Below are 24625 nucleotides of genomic sequence, written 5' to 3' on the forward strand. Positions count from 1 at the left end.
GAAAGAGGTACGCCATGGATGCCGTCCTGCGCGCGATATCCGATTTCATGTGGGGACCCTGGACGATCGGCGTGCTCGCCGTCCTGGGTCTCATGCTTACCGTGGCCAGCAGAGGGGTCCAGTTCCGAAAGTTCGGCACGGCCGTCGGCCTGGTCATGCGGGGCGCCCTGCGCAGGGACAAGGGCGAGCAGGAATCGGGCGACATCTCGCCCTTCCAGGCGTTGACCACCGCCATGGCGGCCACCATCGGCAACGGAAACATCGCGGGGGTGGCGACGGCCATCGCGGTGGGCGGTCCGGGCGCGGCCTTCTGGATGGCAGCCATGGCGCCCCTGGGCATGGCGACGAAGTACGCGGAGACCGTGCTGGCCCTGCGGTACCGGGGAAAGACGCGGGACGGCCTCATGCTCGGCGGCCCCATGTCCTATCTGAAGGAGGGGCTGAACCTGCCCACCATCGGCGTGGTCTTCGCCCTCTGCGCCACGCTGGGCGGCCTGGGCGGCGGGAACATCGGCCAGGCGAACTCCATCGCCCTGGTGCTGGATACCCAGTTCCACGTGGCCAAGTGGATCACCGGCGCCCTGCTGGCCGGCATCCTGGCCGTGGTCGTGATCGGCGGGATCAAGCGTATCGGCCTGGTCGCGGAAAGGCTCGTGCCGACGATGGTGATCGTCTACGCCGCCAGCGTAATCTACGTCGTGATCACCCATTTCAGTGCGCTGCCGGCAACGCTCTGGCTGATCGTGGAAAGCGCCTTCACTCCTGTCGCGGCCATCGGGGGATTCGCCGGGGCCACGGTGTCCCGGACGATTCAGTACGGTATCCGACGGGGTGTCATCTCCAGCGAGGCGGGTCTGGGAAGCGCCGGAATCGCCCACAGTGCAGCGCAGACGAGCAACCCGGTTCGCCAGGGGTACATCTCGATGATCGGCGTCTTCATCGACACGATCGTCGTCTGCTCCATGACCGCGGTGACCGTCGTCATCGCCGGCGTGTGGCACAACGGCGAAATCAGCACCGCCCTCGTGGCTTCCGCACTCAACACCACCATCCCCTTCGGCGGCGCCATCGTCGCGCTCTGCTCCCTGATGTTCGGGTTCACGACCATGGTCACCTGGTCCTACTATGCCGAGCAGGGTCTTCGGTTCGTGACGGACTCCCGGGGCGTGGTGCTGGGTATCCGGATCACCTGGTGCGCGGCCGCCTTCTTCGGGGCCGTTTATGAAGCCCGGCTGATCTGGGACCTTGGCGATATCATGGTCGCCTGCATGATGTTTCCCAATCTCGTCGGATTGATCGGTCTGACCCGCGAAATACGCGTGGTATCCGTCAACGAACAGGCCGCCGGGGCCGCTTGACGATGTAGCGTGTATCGGGTATATTACCGGTGGGTTGGAAAGGTGCGAAAAAAAACCGAACCGATTCTCGCTCCGGGGCCTCTTAGTATAGTAGACGGTGCCTCGCGCACTTCACGCGCAACTGGACCCTGACGCAGGATACACGAAATGGCGCACACGGCGGACGGACTCATCATCGAAAGCGTGCTGAACGACAGTCCGGACGACTTCGAAAAACTGGTGACGCGGTATGACCGCGAGATCAGGCGTATCGTGGGATCCATGGTCAGGAACCGCCAGGACAGGCAGGATATCGTACAGGATATCTGGCTTTCCGTTTACCAGCGGCTGTCGTCCCTGCGCGATCCGGAGCGGTTTCCGCAGTGGCTGCGCGCCATTGCGCGCAACCGGTGCCTCGCGCACGCGGGTGACCGGCACCACCGGGAAACGGCCTGGTCGGAGATCCAGCCGGAGGAAGGCGCCGAAAGCACCTGGCCGGGCGACGAGCACCTGGACCGGGCAAAGCGCCGCAGCGTGCGGAAAGCCGTAGCGACCCTGTCGCACGCACTCGGCCGGACCGTCGCCATGTACTATTTCACCGGTTACTCCTGTGACGAGGTCAGCACGCGGATGAACGTCCCCGTGGGCACCGTGAAACGCAGGCTATCGGAAGCGCGAAGCAAGCTGCGGAGCATGTTCAGGGACTGGTCGCAATGGCCTGCAGAAGGCGGCCTGGATCTTCGACATCTGATCGTCGCCGCGCCGATTTGCACCGGTTTCTGAGAACTCCATCCAACCCCCGAACGAACCGAGGTCTTCTACAAGACATGTCCCAACCACCGCAGGACCGGAATCCGCACCCGCCCCCGGACGACCGACAGCACCAGCCCAGAAACGACCGGCAGCCACCGCCCGACAAGACGAGGAAGAACCGTTCGATCCTGATCTGGCTCGTGCTCTTCCTGTTCTTCCTGATGGCCGCGCAGTTCCTGCCCAGGCGTGGCGACAACGCGGTAACGGTGTCCTACACGCAGTTCCAGCAGTTCCTCGAAGCCGACAACATCGAGCAGGTCACCATCACCGAGAAGCTGATTACGGGCACGCTGCGCCAGAACTCGTCGACCGTGGTCGAAGGCGCGAACCAGAGCCTGCGCGAGTTCAAGGTATACATCCCCTTCGACGATCCGGAGCTGGTGGCCGATCTCATGGCCAAAAACGTCATGGTTACGGCCGAACCGGAAGCCACCAACTGGGTGGGCTACCTCATCGCCGCCCTGCCGTGGCTGCTGCTCATCGGGTTCTGGATCTTCATCCTGCGCCAGATGCAGTCGGGCCAGCGCGGCATGTTCTCCTTTGGCAAGAGCCGGGCCAAGATGATCGTGGAAGACCGGCCCTCCATCACCTTCGCCGACGTGGCCGGCGTGCTCGAGGCCAAGCGCGACCTGCAGGAGATCGTGGAGTTCCTGAAGAACCCGGACAAGTTCCACGCCCTGGGCGGCCGGATACCGAAAGGCGCCCTGCTGCTGGGGCCGCCGGGCACGGGGAAGACCCTGCTCGCCAAAGCTGTCGCTGGTGAGGCGGGCGTGCCCTTCTTCAGCATGAGCGGATCGGACTTCGTGGAGATGTTCGTCGGCGTGGGCGCCTCCCGCGTGCGGGACCTTTTCGACCAGGCACGCCAGAACGCACCGTGTATCATTTTCATCGATGAAATCGACGCCATCGGACGACACCGGGGTGCCGGACTCGGCGGCGGGCATGACGAGCGGGAACAGACCCTGAACCAGTTGCTGGTGGGGCTGGACGGTTTCGAGAAAACGGACTCCATCATCGTGATCGGCGCGACGAACCGTCCGGACGTGCTCGATCCCGCGCTGCTCCGGCCCGGCCGCTTCGACCGGCACATCGTCGTCGACCGGCCCGACGTCGTGGGACGGGAGAAGATCCTCGAGATCCACGTAAAGAGCCGCAAGATCCCTCTCGACGACTCGGTCAAGTTGGATGTGCTCGCCAAGGGCGTGCCCGGCATGGTCGGCGCGGACCTGGCCAATATGGTGAACGAGGCAGCGCTCATCGCGGCGCGGTACGATCGCGCCTCCGTAACCAGCGAAGACTTCGAAGAAGCCAAAGAAAAGATCATGATGGGATCGAAGCGCCAGCTTGTCATCAGCGACAAGGAGCGTGAGATCGTGGCCTACCACGAGGCCGGACACGCCCTCGCCTTCGAACTCATCCCCGAAATCGATCCCCTGCACAAGGTGACGATCCTGCCCCAGGGCAGAGGCCTCGGCGTGACCATCCCCCTGCCGGAGGAACGCTACCTACAGTCCCGTTCCTACTGCCTGGGCACGATGGCCGCGGCCCTGGGCGGCCGGGCGGCAGAACAGATCGTCTTCGGCGAAGTGACCTCCGGCGCACAAAGCGACATCGAACAGGTCACCCGCATCAGCCGACACATGGTATGCGACTGGGGGATGAGCGAAGAACTCGGCGCCACGGCGCTGGGCGAGAAGGAGCACGAGGTCTTCCTCGGCCGGGACATCGCCCACCAGCCCAACTACAGCGAGACCACCGCCCATCGCATCGACCAGGAGATCCAGCGTTTCGTGACCGAGGCGGGAGAACGTGTGGAAAAGCTGCTCAAGGAGTACGAACCCCAGCTACACGTCGTAGCCAAGGCCCTCCTGGAACGGGATACACTCTCCCGGGACGAGGTGGCCGCGCTCATCGAAGGCAAGACCCTGCCACCGAAGAAGGATGACAACGCTGGATCGAAGGATGATGGCGATTCCGGATCGAAGGATGTCGCGCAAGAGGACGGCGAGAGCGCCGCAGAGGAGGCGCATAAGGAAGTCGCGCAAGACGACGGCGAGGGCGATACGGAGAAGTCATCGGCGGAAGAAGCGACAGCTGAAACGCCGTCCACGGATGGCAACGGCGTCGCAGCGGTAGACGGCTCGGACGGGTCGGAAAAGTCGGACGAGGAGCCGGTAACGGCACCCGATCTCGATGAAACCGTGGAAACGTCGAAGAGGCGTTAACTTAAGGGCGTTAAGCCGGAAGTACTACAGGCAGGAAGAAGATAGCAATTCGGGGGCGAGAGGTGCATCTCACGTCCCCGATTTCTTATTGAGCGAAAATGGCTTTATCCAGGAAATCATATCGCGGGGCCTTGCACGTCGTCGAACGCATCGGCGATACGCTACGCCGTCCCGTCAATCGATGGACACCCGCGGTACACGGCCTGCTGAGGTATCTTGAAAATACAGGTTTTAAGGGCGTTCCCCGATTGCTCGGGGTAGACCACGAATATGAAACTCTCTCCTGGATTGAAGGGGAACCCGGAACCAGGCCGTGGCCGGAAGTACTGCGGACGGACAGCGGCCTGATTCAGTTAGCTGGATTCCTGAAATCCTACCATGTTGTAATAAAGGATTACATCCCTACAGACGAAACGGGATGGTGTGTTCCGGATCTGCGATGGCAACCCGGGTTAATCGTACGACACGGTGATCTTGGGCCCTGGAATACCATCTGGTTGGATGACGTGCTGCGAGGAGTTATCGATTGGGATTTAGCCGAACCTGGCGAGACGATTACGGATGTCGCACAGATCGCCTGGCATCTTGTTCCACTGCGTGGCGACGATTTCTGGCCGAAAGCCGGTTTCGAGGAATCGCCTGAATTACGGAAACGACTGCATGTGTTGTGCGAGGCTTACGGTGAGTTCAGCCCGGATGGCGTGATTCATGCCCTCCACGACCTCCAGGAAACGGAGATTTCAAGGATATCGACGTTGGGGAGATCAGGCGTCGAACCCTGGAGTACCTATTTTCGTCGGGGAGACCTGGAAGTTATGTCGCGAGAAAGAGACTGGTTGAGGGCGGAGTACCGAAACCTGGTATAGAACGAGCCTGTTGACCTGAATACTTCGGCAAGTAAAAGCCCGGCGGAGATCGCCCCGCCGGGCTTTTGTAATTAACGGTCAGAAACCTGAAGGACTTAGCTGGACTTGGCCAGCACGTCCTTGAGGGTCTGGAGGAAGACCTCGGTCTCGGCTTCCGTACCCGCGGAGACTCTGATCCAGGTACGGAACTCCCGTTGCCGCCGGGAACTGATCCAGACGTTTCTCGCGCGCATTTCCCGGACCACCTGCATGGCCGGGCGCTTCAGATCGGCCATCACGAAGGTGCCCTGGGACGGCAGGTATTCGATCCCCATCTCGTCGAAAGTGGCGTAACACCGCTTCTTGAAATCCCAGACCGCCTCGCGAGACTTCTGCAGGTGCTCCAGGTCGCGTACCGCGGCGGCGCCGGCCACGGTGGCCAGGGCGTTCGGCGACTCCTGGTAGTACTTCCGCAATTCATCCTGGATCTTCTGCGAGGCGACGCAGTACCCCAGCCTCACGGCCGCCAGCGCAAAGGCCTTAGAAAAGGTCCTTACCACGGCTACGTTGTCGTACTTGACCGCCAGCGGTACCGCCGAGGGAATCGGATCCTGCTCCACGAAGTGCAAGTAAGCCTCGTCGATGACCACGATGGCGGTAGCCGGTAGCTTGTTGATGAAGGCTTCGATTTCGTCGGGTTGCAGCAGCGTTCCCGTGGGGTTGTTCGGATTGGTGATGACGACCAGCGACGTCCTGTCGGAGGCCAGGGCGGCCATTCCATCGAGGTCGTGCTTGTATTCCGGCGTCATCGGCGCACGGATGATGTTGACGTCGACGCCGAACATGTCGTTGTAATCACTGGCGGAACGGGAAATGGACCCGTATCCATATTCCGCTTCGATGACTTCGCCGCCGTTGCGACTGAGATAGGCCAGGCAGAGCAGGTCCAGGATGAGACTGGATCCCGGAGTCAACATGAAGGGACCGGGAGGCGGCCTGAAAAACGAGCGCCGCATGGAATTGTCCGGCTCGGGCAGTTCCACTCCGTCGAAGGTCGACAGGGCCTGCATCAGATCGCTCAGGTCCGTACCGTAGCGGTTGACGCCGAACATCCGGTTCGCCATGGCCTCGATGGCCCGGGGCGACGGTCCCAACGGGTTCTCATTCAGGCTCATGCGTACGAGACCCGGCTGCACACCCACACCCCTGATGGCTTCGATGCTGGGCCTTCCGCCCGTGATCAACTGCGTGGCCATGGCCATTCGGTCCGACATGGACAGGGCGATGCCGGCCGTTCCGGCCGCCAAAGCGCCTTTCATGAAGCCCCGGCGAGACCAGGCTTTCATGGCCGTCTCTGACGCGTGCATATTCGACTCCTTCGGTTAACCTGGGTAAATACAGCTATAGTTAAGTTACGACTATAGTAAATACGATCGCGTTAAATGAGTGTACACAGTTTTATTGCTTACAATCCATCGGCCACGTCTCTTCAATATTCCGGCGGCCACCTCTCTTCGATATTCCGGTTGTGGCAGTAGGCGGTATCACCTTGACAGACCTTCGAAGAGGCCGTTAAAATGACCCTGTATGCAAGACCTTCTCCTTGATGTTTCACACCTATCAGCCGTGATCCCCACAGACGACGGTCCCGTCCGGGCCGTGCGTGACGTCTCGTTCCGGATCAGGCGGGGCAGAACCCTTGGCGTGGTGGGTGAAAGCGGGTGCGGAAAAAGCATGATGGGCCTCTCCCTCATGCGGCTGGTTCCGAAACCCGGGTACGTGGAAGGAAAGATCACCTATCATGAAAGGGGAAACGGGGCGACCGTCGACATACACGAACTCGAACCGGGGGGCGACGCCATGCGCCGGATCCGGGGCCGCAGGATCTCCATGATCTTCCAGGAGCCCATGACCGCCCTCAACCCTGTATACACCGTGGGCAGTCAGATCGGAGAGGCGCTGCGCCTGCACCACGGCATGGACCGCCAGGCCGCCCGTGCCCGCGCGGTGGAGGCCCTGTCCGAAGTCGGCATCCCCGGCCCCCTGCAACGGGTGGACGAGTATCCTCACGAGCTATCCGGCGGCATGCGGCAGCGCGCCATGATCGCCATGGCCCTGTCGTGCGGTCCCGAACTCCTGATCGCCGACGAGCCCACCACGGCGCTGGACGTGACCATCCAGGCGCAGATCCTCGATCTGCTCAAGGAACTGAAAGACAACCTGAACATGGCCATCGTGATGATCACCCACGACCTGGGCGTCATTGCCGACATGGCCGACGAAATCATGATCATGTACGCGGGGCAGGTCGTCGAAACCGGATCGCCGGAGCGTATTTTCTACCAACCCGCCCACCCCTACACCTGGGGGTTGCTCGAATCGGCGCCTCGGATCAACAGGGAGAAGTCGACGAAGCTGTCCACGATCCCGGGCACGGTACCGTCTCCGCTCAACCTGCCGGAGGGTTGCGCTTTCGCGCCCCGATGCCGTTATGCCACGGAGCAGTGCACCTCGATGCCCCCCGTGGAAGAAACCGAACCGGGACACAGCGTTCGCTGCTGGCACGCGGACCAGGTCGCGCTGGATTCCTGATGCGGGATGCCTGATATGGAAACCATACTCGACGTCCGGAACCTGAAGAAGCATTTCCCGATCCGAAAAGGACTCTGGCGGCGCAGGCGGGGCGACGTCCGGGCGGTGGACGGCGTGGATATCCAGTGCGGCGCCGGCGAGACCCTCGGCCTGGCGGGCGAGAGCGGCTGCGGCAAGACCACGCTGGGACGGTGCGTGCTGAAGACGATCCCGCCGACGGACGGCGATATCTTCTTCGGCGCGGAGCGGGTGAACCTCAGTCCCCTGGACCGGCGCGAAATGCGTCCTTACCTGCACCGCATGCAGATGGTGTTCCAGGATCCGAACTCGTCCCTCAACCCCCGGATGACGGTGAGCGACATCGTGGGCGAACCGCTCCGGGTGAACGGGCTGGCCCGCGGGACCGAACTGGAGGACCGCGTGGCCGGCCTGCTGGCCGACGTGGGGCTGAACGCGGCAGACATGCGCCGCTATCCCCATGCCTTCAGCGGGGGCCAGCGCCAGCGCATCGGCATCGCACGGGCGCTGTCCCTCCGGCCCGAGCTGATCATCGCGGACGAGCCCGTGTCGGCCCTGGACGTATCCGTGCAGTCCCAGATCCTGAACCTGCTGGCCTCGCTCAAGGATCGCATGGGCCTGTCCTATATCTTCATCACCCACGACCTGAGCGTGCTGCAGCACATCAGCGACCGGGTGGCGATCATGTACCTCGGCCGGATCGTGGAAACGGGTCCTGCCGAGCAGGTCTACCACCATCCGCTGCACCCCTACACGGAGGCCCTGATCTCCGCCGTCCCGGTGGCCGATCCCGCGGTACAGAAGAAACGGACGCGCATCGCCCTGACCGGCGACGTGCCCGATCCCGCGTCGCCGCCGAAGGGTTGTCATTTTCATCCTCGGTGCCGGCATGCTACGGACCTGTGCCGGGAAGCGGAACCGGAACTCAAGACCTATCCCGGAGGCGTCAAGGCGGCGTGCCACTACAGCGACACGTTGTCTCTCCAGGGTATTTGACCGGGCGAGTGGATAAATTCGGAGTCCTGGATGAAAAAAGTTAAGAAAAACCTGCTGATTTGCCTGCTGCTGCCGGCCCTCGCCGGGCTGCCGTCCTGTTCCGGCGGCGGGTCTGCACCGGACCCGAAGGTTGCCGGGTCCACACCAGATTCGCCGATTACCGGGTCCACACCGGACCCGAAGGTTGCCGCCCAGGAGGCCCGGACGTCGCTGGAAGCACCCGAACTGGCCGCCCGGGTGGCGGCGGGCACCCTGCCTCCCCTCCACGAGCGGATCCCGGCCAACCCGCTCGTAGCCAATCACGACTATGAGGGGTACGACGGCCCCGGGGTCTACGGCGGGACCTGGCGCAAGTTCCACAACAACACCGATCTCGGCTCCTGGAAGATGATCGCCGGATACGCCCCGCTGATCCGGTGGAACCGGCTGACCACGGGCCTCGAGCCGGGCCTGGCGGAATCGTGGGCGTTCAACGAGGACGGCACCGAACTGACGCTCAAGCTGCGCGAGGGTGTCCGGTGGTCCGACGGCCATCCTTATACCTCGGCGTCCTTCCGCGCGTGGTACGACCTGTGCCTCGACGACCGCCACCGGTACCCGCCGCCCGTGTGGTGCCTCGTGGACGGAAAGCCCATGGGGGTCGAAACGCCGGACGACTACACCATCGTCATGAAGTTCGCGGGACCCAACTGGCTGGTGCCTCTGTGGCTGGCGACCGGATTCTGGTGGAGCGAAGAGTACAACGTGCCGGAACACTACATGAAGCAGTTCCACCCGGACCACAACGACGAGGTGGACGATTTCGTCCTCTATGAGAAGCGCAGGCTGCCCCAGCGCAACCCGGACCAGCCTTCCCTCTGGCCGTGGACCATCTCCCGCATCGAAAAGGGCGGCTTCCGGGTGATCCTGGAGCGGAACCCGTACTACTACGTCGTGGACGACGACGGTCGCCAGCTCCCCTACATCGACCAGGTGGTCACGACCCTGGTCCCCGAGGCCCAGATCCGCGTCCTGCGGGTGCTGGCCGGCGAGGTGGACTGCCAGTTCCGCGATATGGAACTCCGGGACTTTTCCCTTTTCATGGAAGGACGGGATAAAGGGGAGTACCGGGTCAAGCTATGGGAGAGCGCTTCCGGAGCGGATCCGGCGATCAACCTGAACTGGTCGGACAACGACCCGGTCCTCCGCGGCCTGATCCGCGACCAGCGGTTCCGCAAGGCGCTCGCCGCGGCCATCGACCGCGAGAAATGCAACGCCGTCGCCTTCAAGGGCCTCGCGCAACCCCAGGCCGCCACCGTGAGCGAGGAGGGCTGGCATTTCCTGGATCCGGAGGGTGCGCGATTGTTCGATCTGTGGAAGGCCACCGACGCGGACTACGACATTCCGAAGGCGAACAGGCTGCTGGACGAGATGGGACTCACCCGCCGCGACGCCGAGGGATACCGGCTCCGTCCCGACGGCCGGCGGCTCAGCCTCGTGCTGGATGCGCCGGCCGCGGCGCACATCGCCCACGAAAACGACGTGGCCCTGATCGTAGCCGAGGGCTGGCGGGCACTGGGGCTGGAGGTCATCGTATACACGCCGCCCGGAGCCGAACTCAAGCTGCGCCGCGACCTCGGCGAGTTCACTGTCCATCTCCACGGCGAGGCCGAAATGGACCTGTTCACCTACCCCGACTGGGTATTCCCGACGATGGGGAAGTACTGGCATCCCCAGGTGGGCAAGTGGTACGAATCAGGCGGGGAAAGGGGCGAAGCGCCGACGGGTATCATGGTCGAACTGCTCGACATCTACGACCAGATCAAGCACGAGCGGGACGAGGAAACCCGGCACCGCCTGGTGCAGGACGCCGTGCGGATTCATATCGAGCACGGGCCCTTCCACCTGGGCACCGTGGCCCGCACACCCAAGCCCGTCATCGTGAAGAACAACTTCCATAACGTACCCGACAGCGGTATTCTCGGCCCCTGGGCGATCGCCGGTCCGGCGACGAGTTTTCCCGAGCAGTTCTATATCGAATGATCAACTACGTTATCAAGCGCTGTCTCCTGGCCATCCCGACCCTCCTGGCCATCTCGATGATCGGCTTCGTCATCATCCAGCTGCCCGAGGGCGACTTCCTGGACCGCAAGATCCAGGAACTGGAGGAGATGTACGGCGACAGCAGCTCGATCGCGCGCATCGACGAGTTGCGCGAGCGCTACGGCCTGGACCGGCCCATGTGGCGGCAGTACGTGGGCTGGATCTCGGGGTTCGTCGTGGGGGATTTCGGCGAATCCTTCGAATACGAGCAGGAAGTCAACCAGCTGATCTGGGACCGGCTCGCCTTCACCGTGCTCATCGCCCTGGGCGCCCTGCTGTTCACCTACGCCGTGGCCATCCCCATCGGCATCTACTCGGCTACCCACCAGTACCGCCTGTCCGACAACGTGCTGTCCTTCATCAGCTTCATCGGCATGTCCATGCCGGGATTCCTGCTGGCCCTCGCCCTCCTGGTCTTCGTCTTCGAGATCTACCGGATACCCCTGTTCGGCCTCTTCTCGAGCGAGTACGAAGGCGCGCCCTGGACCTGGGACAAGCTCGTCGACTTTTTGAAGCACCTCTGGATCCCGGTCATCGTGGTGGGCATCAACGGCACGGCCGGCCTGATGCGCATCATGCGCGGCAACCTGCTGGACGTCCTCGGCCAGCCCTTCGTCCAGACGGCCCGCGCCAAGGGCCTCAAGGAGTCCGTCGTCGTCATCAAGCACGCGGCGCGCATCGCCATCAACCCGCTGATCACGATCCTGGGTATGAGCCTGCCGAACATCCTCTCCGGGGCCACCATCGTGGCGATCGTCCTGGGTCTGCCGACCGTGGGGCCGCTGCTGCTCCGGGCCCTGGTCGCCGAGGACATCTACCTGGCCGGCACTCTCCTGATGATGTTCAGCCTGCTCCTGATCATCGGCAACATCCTGGCCGACATCGCGCTGGCCTGGGCGGATCCGAGGATACGGTATGACTAACCGGAGCGAATCCATGACCACGGTCGACCAGGCGGCAACCGTCCAGGATTCGGGCTATCTCAGCTACCGGACGCTGATCTGGCGCAGGTTCCGGAAGAACCGGATGGGCATCGCGGCGGGGGTGGTGCTGGCGATGTTCTACTTCGCGGCCCTGTTTGCCGGCACTTTTTCCCCCTACGACCACAACGAAATCCGGATCCAGGTCCGGTACCTGCCGCCCCAGGACCTGCATTTCGACTGGTCCGGCGGGTTCTACGTGAACGGCCTGACTTCCACGCAGAATCCGGTGACGCTGGAACTGGAGTACGAAACGGACCCGTCCCGGCAATATCCTGTCCGGTTCCTGTCGCGGGACGGCGACGGGGATTTCCGGCTGATCCATTCCGAGGGCCCCATGTACCTCCTGGGCACGGACCGCATGGGCCGCGACCTGCTCTCCCGCATGATCCACGGCGGCCGTGTATCGCTCACGGTGGGGATCATCGGCGTGTTCCTCAGCCTGATCCTCGGATCGGTCCTCGGCACGTTGTCCGGTTACTTCGGCGGCTGGATCGACCACGCCCTTCAGCGAGTCGTCGAGATCCTGGCCTCTTTTCCGCCGATCCCCCTCTGGATGGCCCTGGGCGCGGCGCTGCCGGCCGGATGGACGAGCATCGAGACCTACCTGGGCATCACGATCATCCTGTCCATAATCAGCTGGGGCGGCCTGGCCCGCGAAGTACGGGGCAAGGTCCTCGTGTTCCGGGAACAGGACTACACCACGGCGGCGCGATCGGCCGGCGCGGGACACTGGTACATCATTTCGCGCCACCTGCTGCCCGGCTGCTACAGCCACATCATCGTGGTGGCCACGCTGGCCATCCCGGGGATGATCCTGGGCGAAACGGCCCTGAGCTTCCTGGGCCTCGGCATCCGGCCGCCCATGACCAGCTGGGGCGTGCTGCTCGAAGAGGCGCAGCGCGTGACGGTGCTGCTGAACCACCCCTGGCTGCTCTTCCCCGCCGCGCCGGTACTGGTCGTCGTCATCGCCTTCAACTTCCTGGGAGACGCGTTGCGCGACGCCGCGGATCCTTATTCGTGAAAAAGGATTGCAGATACCGTCCCGGAATGGTTAGTTGCAGTGTCGTATCGACAGGAGACGAATCTACCTCCGTAGGACCTGTAATCGAATGGCGTATATACAAAGTATCTACAATCGAGATAGGAGCACAGCATGAGTAAATCCACCAAAGTCGCCGTCGTCACCGGCGCGGGTTCCGGTATCGGTAAGGCCTGTTCCCTGGCGTTGCTGGACGCGGGTTACAGTGTGGTCTTAGCGGGCCGGCGAGAAGATGCCCTGGAGTCGACCGTGGCCGATGCCGGCGATGCCGCGGACCGGTTGCTGGTCGTGCCGACGGACGTGGGGATCGCCTCGCAGGTCGAGCGCCTCTTCGCGGAAACGAAGGCGGCCCACGGCCGCCTGGACCTGCTGTTCAACAACGCCGGAACCGGGGCGCCCGCCGTGCTCCTCGAAGAGCTGATGGCCGATCAGTGGCAGACCGTGGTGGACGTCAACCTGACGGGTTCCTTCCTCTGCACGAAGGAGGCTTTCAGGATCATGAAGGACCAGGATCCGCAGGGCGGCCGGATCATCAACAACGGATCGGTCTCCGCCCATGTGCCCCGACCGAACTCGGCGCCGTACACTGCCACCAAGCACGCCGTAACCGGCTTGACGCGTTCGACTTCCCTCGATGGTCGGAAGTACAACATCGCCTGCGGGCAGATCGACATCGGCAACGCGGCCACGGAGATGACCCAGCGCATGCAGGAGGGCATCCTGCAGCCCACCGGCGACCTGCTGGCCGAGGCCAGGATGCACGTGAAGAACGTGGCCGACGCCGTGGTTTTTATGGCCGGACTGCCCCTCGACGCCAACGTACAGTTCATCACGGTCATGGCCACCACCATGCCCTACATAGGACGGGGATAAATGTCGGTAACCAGAGCAAAGCCCGTCGAGATCACCGATGCGCAGAAGCAGCAGTACCAGGAAGAAGGGTACTTCATTCTCGAGTCCGCCCTGGACGATGAACAGCTGGAATACATACGCTGCGAGTGCGACCGGTTGAGGGTCGAGATGGAGGCCGAGATGGCCAGGGAAGCGGAGAAATCCCGGGGCATCACCCACAAGGGCAGCCGTTACTTCATCTCGAACCGGCACCGCGACAATCCCAGCCTTCGGCCTTACATATTCAGCGAGATCATGGCCGAGATCTGCAGAAGCACCCTGGGCGATACCGCCTATCTCTTCCACGAGCAGTTCGTGGTCAAGGGTCCCGAGGTCGGCATGAAGTTCGGCTGGCACCAGGACTCGGGCTACGTGGGGTTCGACCACCGGCCCTACATGAGCTGCTGGGCCGCCCTCGACGACGTCTCCGACGAGAACGGCACGGTCTACATCCTGCCCTTCTCTCGCGCGGGCACGAGACGCCGCCAGGATCACCGCATCGTGGACGAGACCAACGACAAGATCGGCTACTTCGGCGACGATCCCGGCGTGCCCGTGGTCGCGCCGGCCGGGAGCATCGCCGTATTCTCCAGCGTGTCCTTCCACCGCAGCAGCCCGAATACCTCTGACGGCTGGCGCCGCGTGTATCTGACCCAGTATTCCGCTGAACCGATCCTTACCGAAGACGGCACGCGGAACTGGAGCAACGCGGAGCCCTTTCTTGTGGACGGCGAGCGGGTAACGGCCGAATAAGCGCTGCGGCCACAGAGCAGACTCCGCAAACAAAGGAGCGGACCTTGACCACGATCACCGGCGTGAAGTGCATCCGGACGCGTTCGAACGGCACCTGGGGCATCGTAAAGATCACCACGAACCAGCCCGGATTGTACGGCATCGGGTCCGCAAGCGATCACTACCACCAGCGCGCCGTTATCGAGGCCGTCGAGTCCATGCTGGCCCCGAAGCTCATCGGACGGGATGTCAGCCGCATCGAGGATATCTGGCAGACGTTCTACACGAGCGGCTACTGGCGTAACGGCGCCATCACCAACACGGCCCTTTCCGGGATCGATATGGCCCTGTGGGACATCAAGGGCAAGGAAGCAGGCATGCCCGTCTACCAGCTCCTCGGCGGCGCCTGCCGGAGCGCCGTGCCCTGCTATGCCCACGCGGGAGGCGGCACGCCGGAAGCCCTGCTGGAAGCCATTCAGGGCTACCTGGACGAAGGCTTTCCCGTGGTCCGCTGCCAATTAGGCGGCTACGGCGGTGGCGGATTCATCCCGTCGGAAGTGGCGCCCCGGCCCACGAACGCCTGGCCCGCCGACCAGGTCTTCGACGACGAGGCCTACATCGAGGCCATTCCGAACATGTTCGAGTACCTGCGCTCGAAACTTGGCTTCGGCCCCAAGCTGACCCACGACGTGCACGAACATCTCCGGCCGCAGTCGGCCGTGGCTCTGTCCAAGCGCCTCGAACCCTACCGGCTCTTCTTCCTCGAGGACGTCCTTTCGCCCGAACAGGTGCAGTGGTACCGCCTCATCCGGGAACAGTGCACGACGCCCCAGGCCATGGGCGAACTCTTCGTGAATCCCCACGAATGGACGCCCCTCATTACCGAGCGCCTCATCGACTATGTCCGCGTGCGGGTATCCAAGGCGGGCGGCATCACGCCGTGCCGCAAGATCGCGAGCCTCTGCGAATCCTTCGGCATCAACACCGCCTGGCAGGAGGGTGGCGACAACGACCCGGTCAACCAGGCCGCGGCCGTTCACCTCGACCTGTCCAGCTGGAGCTTCGGAATCCAGGAAGAGAACGCCTTCAGCGAAGAGGAATACGCGGCGTTCCCCGGCGCCTGCGAGCTAAGGGATGGGCATCTCTACACCAACGACAACCCAGGCCTTGGACTCGACATCGACGAGGATGCGGCTGCTAGGCTGGTAAATGAGGGTGAAGCGGCGACGCCCCGGTACGCCGCGGAGGACCGCAGGGCGGATGGTTCGATTGTACGGCCCTAAGTAAATAGTTCTGTCGATCTGGTATGGTTAGTTGGTAGGGTCTCGCAATCTAGCTGAAACGACTTCATTGGTACGTTTTAGAAATCCATGGCGGGCTGTTCTCTCAGTTAGGAAAGTCTTGGAACGCGGGAAGTTTGTGTCTGTAAATCTTCCATTTGTAGGAATTTGAGTGTACTACAAAACTAAACACCCGGAGTCCTAAAATAACACCAGGCGTATCAGGACATACACTGCACCGTCACAAATCACTATAGCCCCTCTATCTTGTAAGGAGATGCTTTTGAGGCCAACTCTTGAGCTTGAATCCGAATGCAGTTCCTATCGGTCTTCTCGCAAGGCAGAACTATATGGGTATGGAAGATGTTGTCACATTCAGGTCGGTATTCTAACGATCTGTTTCCGGCGGCGGCATCTCTAGCCTTAATCAGAGCCCATCCCTTAAAGCTACCCTCACGGTTATTTCCTTCAATCTCCGCAATTTCTCTAAGAAAAGCCTCGTTTTCGTCAGTCAGTCGGTCGACAGATAAAGCAAGCTGATCGGATTCTCTAGTATCAGGCCAGAATAGCTTGTTTTGTACCTTAACGCTCCCGTCTGATTTCTTCCTAAAATTGCTGTTATAGTAAGACCGCCTTAACAAACCTTCATCCTCACCTATTTGGCTGGGCATCGGAGTTGGCGTCAATGCTCTCCCTTTCTGTCAATAACCTCAACGCGTTTTTTATAAAACACACATCAAAAAACTCTATGCTCGAACAAGTTGTACGTTGATATTCCCCATCAAGACTTAAAGAAACCAGGATTTCTCCATCCGAATCACAAACAACCATTAACGAACAACCAAACGGACCGGTCCTGGTTACAGCAATACCACTGTCCGGTAACAACTCGATCATAAACTCGTCAGGCGAAATTCGGTACATCCTGTCTATCATAAACTCGGCATTCTCGATTGCTAAGCTGGAAGGCGAGTCGATTCCTTCACGTGTGGCCTCATCTATCACAGTTTTCAAGTCTTCTTTCAGCTGTACTAATTCATCAGAGTCTTGCGCTTCCGACTGCCAAGAAGGACTAGAATGAACAGAGGGTAATGGGTAGGAACCTGATATATAAACTACCGGTTGATCAGGGCTTGAAAAACGTGATTCAGCAATCATCTCATTTGAACCTGGTAAGTCAATTGCCGGAAAGTAAATATCATCTGTCTTACTGGTACCATAATACGTGTCTCCAAGTCGTTGATCCTCAATCTGACTTTGCGAGTAAGGGAGCTGCCGGTACCAAGACGGATATTCACTAATCTCCTCGAATGGTCTTGTCCTATGGCTAAATCGTTGAGTACCAAAAATGACAACTTTACGAGGATTCAGGGTTTGCATTGCCTTCCTCCAAGGTTTCAAGATACGCTTTAATCCAGTTTGCTAATTGTTCAGCATGTTTGGGGTCCATAGATACCACCACCTCTTTCTCTCTTTTTACCCCAAATCTCCCTTTTACGTCTATTACTTCACCCACACTACCATCATCATTTACTTTATGTATTATATGATCTGGTAATGGTGGGTGTTCCGAATAAAACACAATCATGAATCTGCCCTGAGGTGAGAAACTACCTGTGGCTCCGTCGGCTTGGACTGTCCGTAGGAAATTTGACTCTACATAGAAGATTTCAAAGGTCTCAGGAACATCGCTCTTATCTTCAGACATCAAAAACCCTTTCTTATCAAATACAAAACGCCCCTACGATACGCTGATGGTTACAATCAAAGGGGCCAAGGCATCAAGTTAGCTCACCAAATACTTCGGTGGCGACATTGGTTATCTCAACATAATCGGTTTTCTAATTGGTCCACATTACATACCAACGAATCTATTGTAGATCAATCTGTCAATAAAAAAGCGTATCAGTCCTAGGGCTTCGTATCGGCGTTGACAGGCGGCTCGTCATTGCCGATGAATCGCTCCGCCGTGTTCCTCGTGGCCGGATTCGTCCTGAAATCGGCAATCCACGGCTCGCGGAAGTAGACCTGCTTTTCGCGGGGAAGGCCTGCGATGACTTCCGGCGGGGTTTTGAGCCGGTGCCAGTGCGTAGCCAGGTGGGAATAGGCGTTGAGGACGGTGACCCGGGGTTCGTCCCGGTTCCACACGGGACCGGCGTGACAGGTGTTCTCGGTGAAGAACACGGCGCTCCCCGCGGGACAGGCATAGGTCATTAGAAACTGGCTCCGCTTGCCCTCCTCAAGGGACATGTGATCGGGATGCATGGGGAAGTTGGCCTTGTGGCTCCCCACCACGAAGTGCGTGCTCTGGTCTTCCATGCGTATATCCGTAAACTCGAAGATCACCCGGACCATGCCCGCGTAGATCTGATCGCGCTGCACCCGGTAGCCGAAGATGGGATCGATCTGTCTGGGGCCACCCCCGTGCAGTTCCCCGTGCGCTTCCCCCTTGTTGCGCCACACGCAGGAACAGTTCTCCAAACGGAAATCCTTGCTGATGATCTCCTCGATCACGTCCACAACCGCGGGGTGGTCGATAAGCACGCTCGACGGCCCGCCCGGCACGTCGCGATGTTCCGGCGGAAGCGATTCGGGGTCGTGCTTGATCAGGTAGATCTGCTCGCGGATGTCCTTGACCTCATCCGCGGTGAGAATGGCCGGCCGGACCAGAAATCCGGTCAGGTCGAATCGGAAGCGTTCTTCGTCGGTCATGGACATGGGGTGGACCTATAGCATTAGAGTTTTTTGATTATTGGTTTTCAGAGACATAGATAGTTGCCCCGATCTGTTTATACCGGACACTGATTCAAAGGTGATAGCTACCAATCCTTACTGATTAGCCAAAGACTCGAATGTGCAAACACCACGACAACAATCAATTACTTCAAATAACCAATCGCCCGTTATGTTCCACTAGTTGACTTCATGGTTCTTTACTGCCATTTTAAACTCGGCTTACAGGCAGAATGCTATCGCGCATCGCGATACAAGACGAAACGGTGGGATGTGAGTACGCCGCTTTTCCTTTCTGCGATTCAATGTCTGTCTGTTGCATTGATCGGATCGGCAGTTCGCGTAGGAGTGCCTGTAAGCCATTATCATTTGTCAGATACCTAACTACACATACCTGGTCAATATCATTAAGTGGCAAATTCATGTGTTAAGGGCCCACTGAAAGGTCTTAATAGTATCACATTTAGTCACGACTAACTCTGTTAATTAGCGAGAAAACGACACATAAATGGAAAATCTGGAGCGATTACGAGAAGCAACTTCACTTAAGGATATCGCACGTATTTTTGGAGTGCAACCTAAGACTATATCCTTCCTGATTTACGTTCTGCCAGCAGAACATAGATACCACACCTTTGAGATTCCAAAACAAAGCGGGGGTATGCGAACGATTAACGCACCCGAACCTCGACTAAAGATGATTCAGCGTAGGCTAGCTGATTGCCTATATAAATGCACCGGTGAAATATACGGCGAACCTCCAAAAAGACTTCTATCACACGGTTTTTTACGATCTCGCTCGATCTTCACTAACGCGTCGATCCACAACAGCAGACGATATGTATTAAACCTAGATTTGGAAGACTTTTTTCCTTCGTTCAATTTCGGTCGTGTCCGTGGTTTCTTTATAAAGGATAGCCGTTTTAAACTACACCAAAAAGTGGCGACAATTATCGCACAGATCGCATGTCATCAGAACGAGTTACCTCAGGGAAGTCCGTGTTCTCCAATTATAACTAACCTCATTGGTCATATGCTCGATGTGAGACTAGTAAAATTGGCAAGGAAGTATAATTGTCTGTATTCCCGGTATGCAGACGACATCACGTTTTCGACTAACCTTACAAACTTCCCAGTTGATTTAGCGAAACAGTCCGATGGCGATCTGTCAAAGTGGCAATTAGGTAAGAAACTTACCAAGGAGATAGAAGATTCTGGTTTCGATATAAACAAAAGTAAAACTCGAATGCAGTGGAAGTGTTCCAGACAAACTACAACCGGATTAACAGTCAACAAAAAAGTAAACATACGATCGGAGTATTACAGAAGAGCACGAGCTATTTGTCATCAGCTATTCACTTCAGGAAGTTACTACACCTTTGACGTAGAAAGTCAGTCCGAAAACCTAAACAAAATCGAAGGTATCTTAAGTCACATATACCATATCAAACAACAGTCAGCAGTAGCATTCGAACGTTCTACACAGAGAACATGGGACGCGAAAACGACAGGATTGTATGCAATTCGTAAACTATATCGTTCGTTCTTGATATATCGTTATTTCAATGTTTCAGTTAAACCTGCTATTGTTACGGAAGGAGTAACTGATCCAATCTACCTGAAACTAGCGATAAAGAAAATTAAGGCTTACCAACCTCAACTTGGCGAGTTCACCAATGGTAGATTCCAATATAAAATGAGCTTTATCAAACACTCAGGAAATACGGGTGAAGTCCTACAGTTAGATGGGGGAGTGAGTAAACTCAACTCCCTCATAAAGAACTATCGAAAAGACTTAGATAGATTCAAATACACTCTTCTGACCAATCCGGTTGTAGTATTGATCGATAATGACAAAGGGGCAAAAGAAGTATTTAATACTGTGAAAAACCAATACGGACTAGAGATATCTCATAAAAAAGAAAAACCGTTTTACCATTTACATGCAAACCTATATCTGGTCAAAACTCCATTAACAAACAACCGGTCAGAATCTTGCATTGAAGACTGTTTTGATCAAGACACGCTAGATATAGAACTCGACGGTAGAAAGTTCGATCCAGCAAAGAAAAACGGTTCGGAAGACACCTACGGTAAAACCACTTTCGCTAGAGAAGTGATTATACCAAATGCCGATGTAGTGAGTTTCGAAGGATTTGATGAGGTGTTATCACGCATTTCTGCTGTTTTGGATGACTACAGAGTACGAAGACAGTAATTAAGAATCATGTAAGTTGACATTTAAGATGCAACCGCACCCTATCTATGCTTCCGCCATAGATTATCGAAATCTACTGTTCAATTTGTCTGCGATCTGTCTTCATACATGTAGATGGCCTAGTCGAAGATGGTCGTCCATAATGTAGTCATCCGTCCCATTCGATGACAGATCGAGCATGTTCAGGTAAAGCGCTTACCGTCCAATCCGCCGACGGGGATAGCTGTCTAATCAGCTTGGATTATAAACGTTATTCGGCGTCGAATTCCAGGCCGACCCGGATCGCGGAACCCGCGCCCGCATAGGTGAATGCCTCGTTGATATCAGTGAATGAGAAGGTATCGGAGATGATCTTGTGGAAGGGGTACTTGTCCCGTGTGCGACTAAGAAACTCGAGGGCGCGCGGGATCACCCAGGGTTCGTACACGATCACGCCGCGAATCGCCTTGCTGCACCGGACGATGTTGCCCGGATCGATCTCCGTAGGGAACCCAAGGTTTATGTTGCCGATCCAGAGGTAGCGGCCGCCCCACCGGAGCATGTCGATGCCTTCGGCGAGCACGCGGGGCGATCCCACGAATTCGGCGACCAGGTCGGCGCCGACCCCGCCCGTGTGGTCCAGCACGAACTCAATGCGTGCTTTCATGTCCATTTCATCGATGTTGAGTGAGTCGTCGGCGCCGAATTCCCGGGCGAGCGCGAGGCGCGCCGGAAGCCGGTCCAGCACGATGATCCTGCCCGCCCCCATCTCCCGCGCTACGGCCGTCGCATAGAGCCCAAGGCCGCCCGCCCCCTGAATGACCACCGTGTCGCCCAGGGTGACGCCGATCTGGTTGAGGCCATAGATGACTTCCGACAGGGCGCAGTTGATCGGGGACACGATCGCGTCCGGGAGATCGTCGGGTACCTTGAAGACCCAGTGACCGCGTTTCATGTAGTAGTATTCCCCGTACGCGCCGTGGAAGTGCGGTGGTTGGTCGCTTGAGACGCCGATCCAGTCTCTGTAGCGATCGGGGCATCCCGGCTTGCCGTTGAGGCACGTCCAGCACTGCTGGCACGGTTTGAAATAGGAGTAGACGATGCGGTCCCCTTCGGCCAGCGTCTTACCGGCACTGTCCGAGGCGACGTTGCGCCCCATGGCATCGATGGTGCCGATCATCTCATGCCCGAGGACCTGGGGGATACCGGTCTCAATCCTGGGGCCGTGTCCACGCCAGATGTGCAGATCGGATCCGCAGATATTTGCCATGCGGATCCTTACGAGCATATCGTCCGCTGTAACCGATGGTACGGGATACTCACGAATCTCCATCGGTGCCTGCGGCTGGGTATATACAGCGACTTTTCCGGTTTTCATGGTACGTCCCCCGTCTCCTCCTGCCAGGCCCGGATCCGCTCCGACAGATCCGCAATCCGTCCGGCCTGCCCGCTCCGGTGATACAGATTCTCCAACTCATGAGGATCGCTATTCAGATCGTACAATTCCCCCTGTCCCTTCCCATACAGATTGAGCTTCCAGCCATCCGCGGCCACGATGGTCCGATGCTGGTGGACCATGCTCCGGTTCGGTTCCGCTTCGCCGAATCCGGCGGGAGCGTGGCCGTCGGCGCCGCTCCACTCAACGAACACGTCGTCGCCGTCCAGATTCTCGTGCCCTTGCAATACCGGTACCCGGCTCCGACCCTGCAACCGATCCGGCCGCTCGAGGCCAAGCAACTCCATCAGCGTGGGGACCAGGTCGATGTGGCTGAACCGGCCGCCGACGCGGCGAGGAGGCTGATCCACCATGGGCGCGCGCAGCACCATGGGCACCTTGATGGACTCCTCGTACATGAGCGTCTTGCCCAGGATGCCGTGATCGCCCATCAACTCGCCGTGGTCGGACGTGAATACGACGATGGTATCATCGGCCTTTCCGCTCTCGTCCAGGGCCTTCAGGATCCTTCCCACCGAACGGTCCACCAGGGAGATGTTGCCCCAGTAGCGGGCTAACAACGCCCGCCATCCCGGCTCGTTACGAAGATCCAGCCCGTAGTTCTCCGACTGCATGTAGAAGGCGGCCATCAATCGGACGAGCAGCGGCGCGTCGTCGGGTGGCTGCCGCATGAACGCCGGTCCGGTGGGCAGGCTGTCCGGATCGTAGTAGTCGTTCAACGGACCGGTGTGGGGTGGATGGGGCTCGAGGTAGCTGACGCAGAGAGCGAAGGGGTCGTCGCCGCGCCGGCGAATGTAGTCCGCCGCGCGCTCGCCCAGGTACCACGCCTTGGTGCATTCCTCGGGCAGGGAGGCCGCGTAGTGTCGCGAGAATACCTTTTGTCCCAAAAGCTCGATATCCGGCGTGTATCCCTTATCGGCCAGGAAGTGGTGATAGTCGCTGACTTCGGCCAGCCGGTCCGTTTCCGAGTAGCTGCGGCGATATTGATCCTCCGTGCCCACCCAGGTCTTGAAGCCGTGCTGCGGGAAGATCTCGTCCCCCAGGTGCCATTTCCCCATGAAGGCCGTGTCGTATCCCTCGGGCAGCATTTCGGCAATGGTCGGTATGTCGGCGTCCAAAGGCACATTGCAGGACGGAACGCCCGCTGTGTGCGGCCAAAGTCCAGTGAGCATCGTAGCCCGGGCCGGGCTGCATACGGGCTGGCTCACGTAGGCGTTTTCGAATACGAAGCTCTCCGACGCCAGCGCGTTGAGCGCGGGGGTTTCGATCTGGTGGTTTCCATAGCATTCCAGCGTATCCGCGCGCTGCTGGTCGGTGAAAATGTAGAGCAGGTTGGGGCGTTTCATCGGTTCCCTTCGCGGTTGGACTTCGAGCGGGGGGTCAGGTTGAACCAGGTCTGATGGCCGGAAAAGAATCGCTCCAGCTCATCGACCATGTAGTGGAAGAAGTGCGGATAGTCCTCTCCCGTGCGACCAGAGAAGTGCGGCGTGAGAAAAACGTTCGGCAGTCCGATGATTTCGCTGTCCTCGGGGATGGGCTCCGGGTCGAAAACGTCCAGCCCCGCGGCGATGTCCCCGCGCTTGAGGCGTTCGATCAGGGCCGCGGAATCGACGATGGCCCCGCGCGAAACGTTCACGAACACCGCGCCCGATGGAATGAGTTCCAGCTCACGCCGTCCGATCATGCCCCGTGTATGGGGGGTGAGGGGCGCCACGCAGATGATCGCGTCACACTGCGAAAGCACGTTTTCCAGCGACGTCTGCAGGAAGCCCAGCGCTTCGGGGAGTTCCTGCGGCAGGTAGGGATCGTGCACCCAAAGCTCGACCTCGAAGGGGCGCAGCAGCTTCATCAACCGCCGTCCCATGTGTCCGCCGCCAATGAGTCCGACCCGCTTGCCGGTGAGGATGCCCGCCATGGGCTGAATGAGACCTCGATCCTGCGTATTGCCCGCCACGATTCGGCGGAAAAGTGCGCCGGCATTACGCATGGAGATCAGCGTCAGAGCCAGAGCCCATTCGGCCACGGGATAGGTGGATCCGTTGGTCGTATCCACGGTGCGGATGTCGCGCGCCCACAATGTTTCCAGGTCCAGGCGCGCGGCAAACCGGTCGCCTTCCAGTTCACCGACGAATCGCAGCCGGGGAGCGGCATCCAGGATCGCGGCGTCGATCCTCGGCGCGCCGTGGCAGACGACGAGGGCGTCCACGCCGTCCATCTCCTTCGCCAACCGCGCCGTTGTCTCGGGGTCCGTGCTGGTATCGTAAATCCCACCGCCCTCGCTGTGGAACCACGCCCAGTCGGCAAACGCCTCGAGGCGGGCCAGTTCCGCCGGCGGCAGGTAACCGTTGCGCACCCGCTCGTCGCAGGCGATGAGTACTTGCGGGCGGTTGTTCGACATTCGATCTC

The 24625-nt window shown here is 59.3% G+C and carries 20 protein-coding genes; 13 read left to right on the forward strand and 7 right to left on the reverse strand.

The window, feature by feature from the left end; translation table 11 throughout:
- Positions 1-14 precede the first annotated feature (14 nt).
- From F4X08_08900 to F4X08_08915, 4 genes are all read left to right on the forward strand, one after another.
- Positions 15-1358 (forward strand): sodium:alanine symporter family protein, encoded by a 1344-nt coding sequence (locus F4X08_08900; GenBank protein MYD25915.1) that lies wholly within the window; start codon positions 15-17, stop codon positions 1356-1358.
- A 147-nt stretch (positions 1359-1505) separates the two neighbouring features.
- The gene (locus F4X08_08905; protein ID MYD25916.1) at positions 1506-2120 is read left to right on the forward strand and encodes a sigma-70 family RNA polymerase sigma factor; all 615 of its coding nucleotides are present in this window, start codon (positions 1506-1508) and stop codon (positions 2118-2120) included.
- A complete protein-coding gene (hflB, locus tag F4X08_08910; GenBank protein MYD25917.1) occupies positions 2051-4375 on the forward strand; it encodes an ATP-dependent zinc metalloprotease FtsH in 2325 nt (774 codons plus the stop codon). Before F4X08_08905 ends, hflB begins: the two co-directional genes overlap by 70 nt.
- Before the next feature lie 98 nt (positions 4376-4473).
- A complete protein-coding gene (locus tag F4X08_08915) occupies positions 4474-5241 on the forward strand; it encodes a phosphotransferase (protein MYD25918.1) in 768 nt (255 codons plus the stop codon).
- Positions 5242-5336: 95 nt separating this feature from the next.
- Here the strand turns inward: F4X08_08915 and F4X08_08920 are convergent, their stop codons facing one another.
- Entirely contained in the window at positions 5337-6587 is a 1251-nt protein-coding gene (locus F4X08_08920) for an aminotransferase class I/II-fold pyridoxal phosphate-dependent enzyme (protein ID MYD25919.1), read from the reverse strand.
- 220 nt (positions 6588-6807) lie between these two features.
- Between F4X08_08920 and F4X08_08925 the strand changes: the two genes are divergently transcribed.
- From F4X08_08925 to F4X08_08960, 8 genes are all read left to right on the forward strand, one after another.
- A complete protein-coding gene (locus F4X08_08925; GenBank protein ID MYD25920.1) occupies positions 6808-7812 on the forward strand; it encodes an ABC transporter ATP-binding protein in 1005 nt (334 codons plus the stop codon).
- A 6-nt stretch (positions 7813-7818) separates the two neighbouring features.
- Positions 7819-8826 carry an ABC transporter ATP-binding protein gene (locus F4X08_08930; protein ID MYD25921.1) on the forward strand — a complete coding sequence of 336 codons (1008 nt, stop codon included), beginning with the start codon at positions 7819-7821 and terminating at the stop codon, positions 8824-8826.
- Between the two features lie 30 nt (positions 8827-8856).
- Positions 8857-10848 carry an ABC transporter substrate-binding protein gene (locus F4X08_08935; protein MYD25922.1) on the forward strand — a complete coding sequence of 664 codons (1992 nt, stop codon included), beginning with the start codon at positions 8857-8859 and terminating at the stop codon, positions 10846-10848.
- The gene (locus tag F4X08_08940) at positions 10845-11831 is read left to right on the forward strand and encodes an ABC transporter permease (protein ID MYD25923.1); all 987 of its coding nucleotides are present in this window, start codon (positions 10845-10847) and stop codon (positions 11829-11831) included. Before F4X08_08935 ends, F4X08_08940 begins: the two co-directional genes overlap by 4 nt.
- Before the next feature lie 13 nt (positions 11832-11844).
- Positions 11845-12912 (forward strand): ABC transporter permease, encoded by a 1068-nt coding sequence (locus F4X08_08945; protein MYD25924.1) that lies wholly within the window; start codon positions 11845-11847, stop codon positions 12910-12912.
- A gap of 132 nt (positions 12913-13044) precedes the next feature.
- Positions 13045-13803: an SDR family oxidoreductase gene (locus F4X08_08950; protein MYD25925.1), complete on the forward strand. Its 759-nt coding sequence runs from the start codon at positions 13045-13047 to the stop codon at positions 13801-13803.
- Positions 13804-14574: a phytanoyl-CoA dioxygenase family protein gene (locus tag F4X08_08955; protein MYD25926.1), complete on the forward strand. Its 771-nt coding sequence runs from the start codon at positions 13804-13806 to the stop codon at positions 14572-14574. It begins immediately after the preceding gene.
- A 44-nt stretch (positions 14575-14618) separates the two neighbouring features.
- Positions 14619-15836, forward strand: coding sequence for a mandelate racemase (locus F4X08_08960; protein ID MYD25927.1), 1218 nt, complete (start codon positions 14619-14621; stop codon positions 15834-15836).
- A 648-nt stretch (positions 15837-16484) separates the two neighbouring features.
- Here F4X08_08960 and F4X08_08965 read toward each other — a convergent pair.
- The 3 genes from F4X08_08965 to F4X08_08975 all read right to left on the reverse strand — a co-directional run bounded on the left by F4X08_08965 (position 16485) and on the right by F4X08_08975 (position 18551).
- Positions 16485-17213: a hypothetical protein gene (locus F4X08_08965; GenBank protein MYD25928.1), complete on the reverse strand. Its 729-nt coding sequence runs from the start codon at positions 17211-17213 to the stop codon at positions 16485-16487.
- Positions 17191-17541 (reverse strand): hypothetical protein, encoded by a 351-nt coding sequence (locus tag F4X08_08970; protein MYD25929.1) that lies wholly within the window; start codon positions 17539-17541, stop codon positions 17191-17193. The genes F4X08_08965 and F4X08_08970 overlap by 23 nt, the downstream gene beginning before the upstream one ends.
- 203 nt (positions 17542-17744) lie before the next feature.
- Positions 17745-18551 carry a hypothetical protein gene (locus F4X08_08975; GenBank protein ID MYD25930.1) on the reverse strand — a complete coding sequence of 269 codons (807 nt, stop codon included), beginning with the start codon at positions 18549-18551 and terminating at the stop codon, positions 17745-17747.
- Between the two features lie 523 nt (positions 18552-19074).
- Here F4X08_08975 and F4X08_08980 point away from each other — a divergent pair.
- Positions 19075-20784: an RNA-directed DNA polymerase gene (locus F4X08_08980; GenBank protein ID MYD25931.1), complete on the forward strand. Its 1710-nt coding sequence runs from the start codon at positions 19075-19077 to the stop codon at positions 20782-20784.
- 250 nt (positions 20785-21034) lie between these two features.
- Here the strand turns inward: F4X08_08980 and F4X08_08985 are convergent, their stop codons facing one another.
- From F4X08_08985 to F4X08_08995, 3 genes are read right to left on the reverse strand one after another with little or no spacing between them, the layout of a single operon-like run.
- Positions 21035-22141 (reverse strand): zinc-binding dehydrogenase, encoded by a 1107-nt coding sequence (locus F4X08_08985; GenBank protein MYD25932.1) that lies wholly within the window; start codon positions 22139-22141, stop codon positions 21035-21037.
- The gene (locus F4X08_08990) at positions 22138-23565 is read right to left on the reverse strand and encodes a sulfatase-like hydrolase/transferase (GenBank protein ID MYD25933.1); all 1428 of its coding nucleotides are present in this window, start codon (positions 23563-23565) and stop codon (positions 22138-22140) included. Before F4X08_08990 ends, F4X08_08985 begins: the two co-directional genes overlap by 4 nt.
- Positions 23562-24617: a hydroxyacid dehydrogenase gene (locus F4X08_08995; GenBank protein MYD25934.1), complete on the reverse strand. Its 1056-nt coding sequence runs from the start codon at positions 24615-24617 to the stop codon at positions 23562-23564. The genes F4X08_08990 and F4X08_08995 overlap by 4 nt, the downstream gene beginning before the upstream one ends.
- Positions 24618-24625 lie beyond the last annotated feature (8 nt).

This window comes from Gemmatimonadota bacterium (genome assembly GCA_009841265.1).
GTDB lineage: Bacteria > JAAXHH01 > JAAXHH01 > JAAXHH01 > JAAXHH01 > JAAXHH01.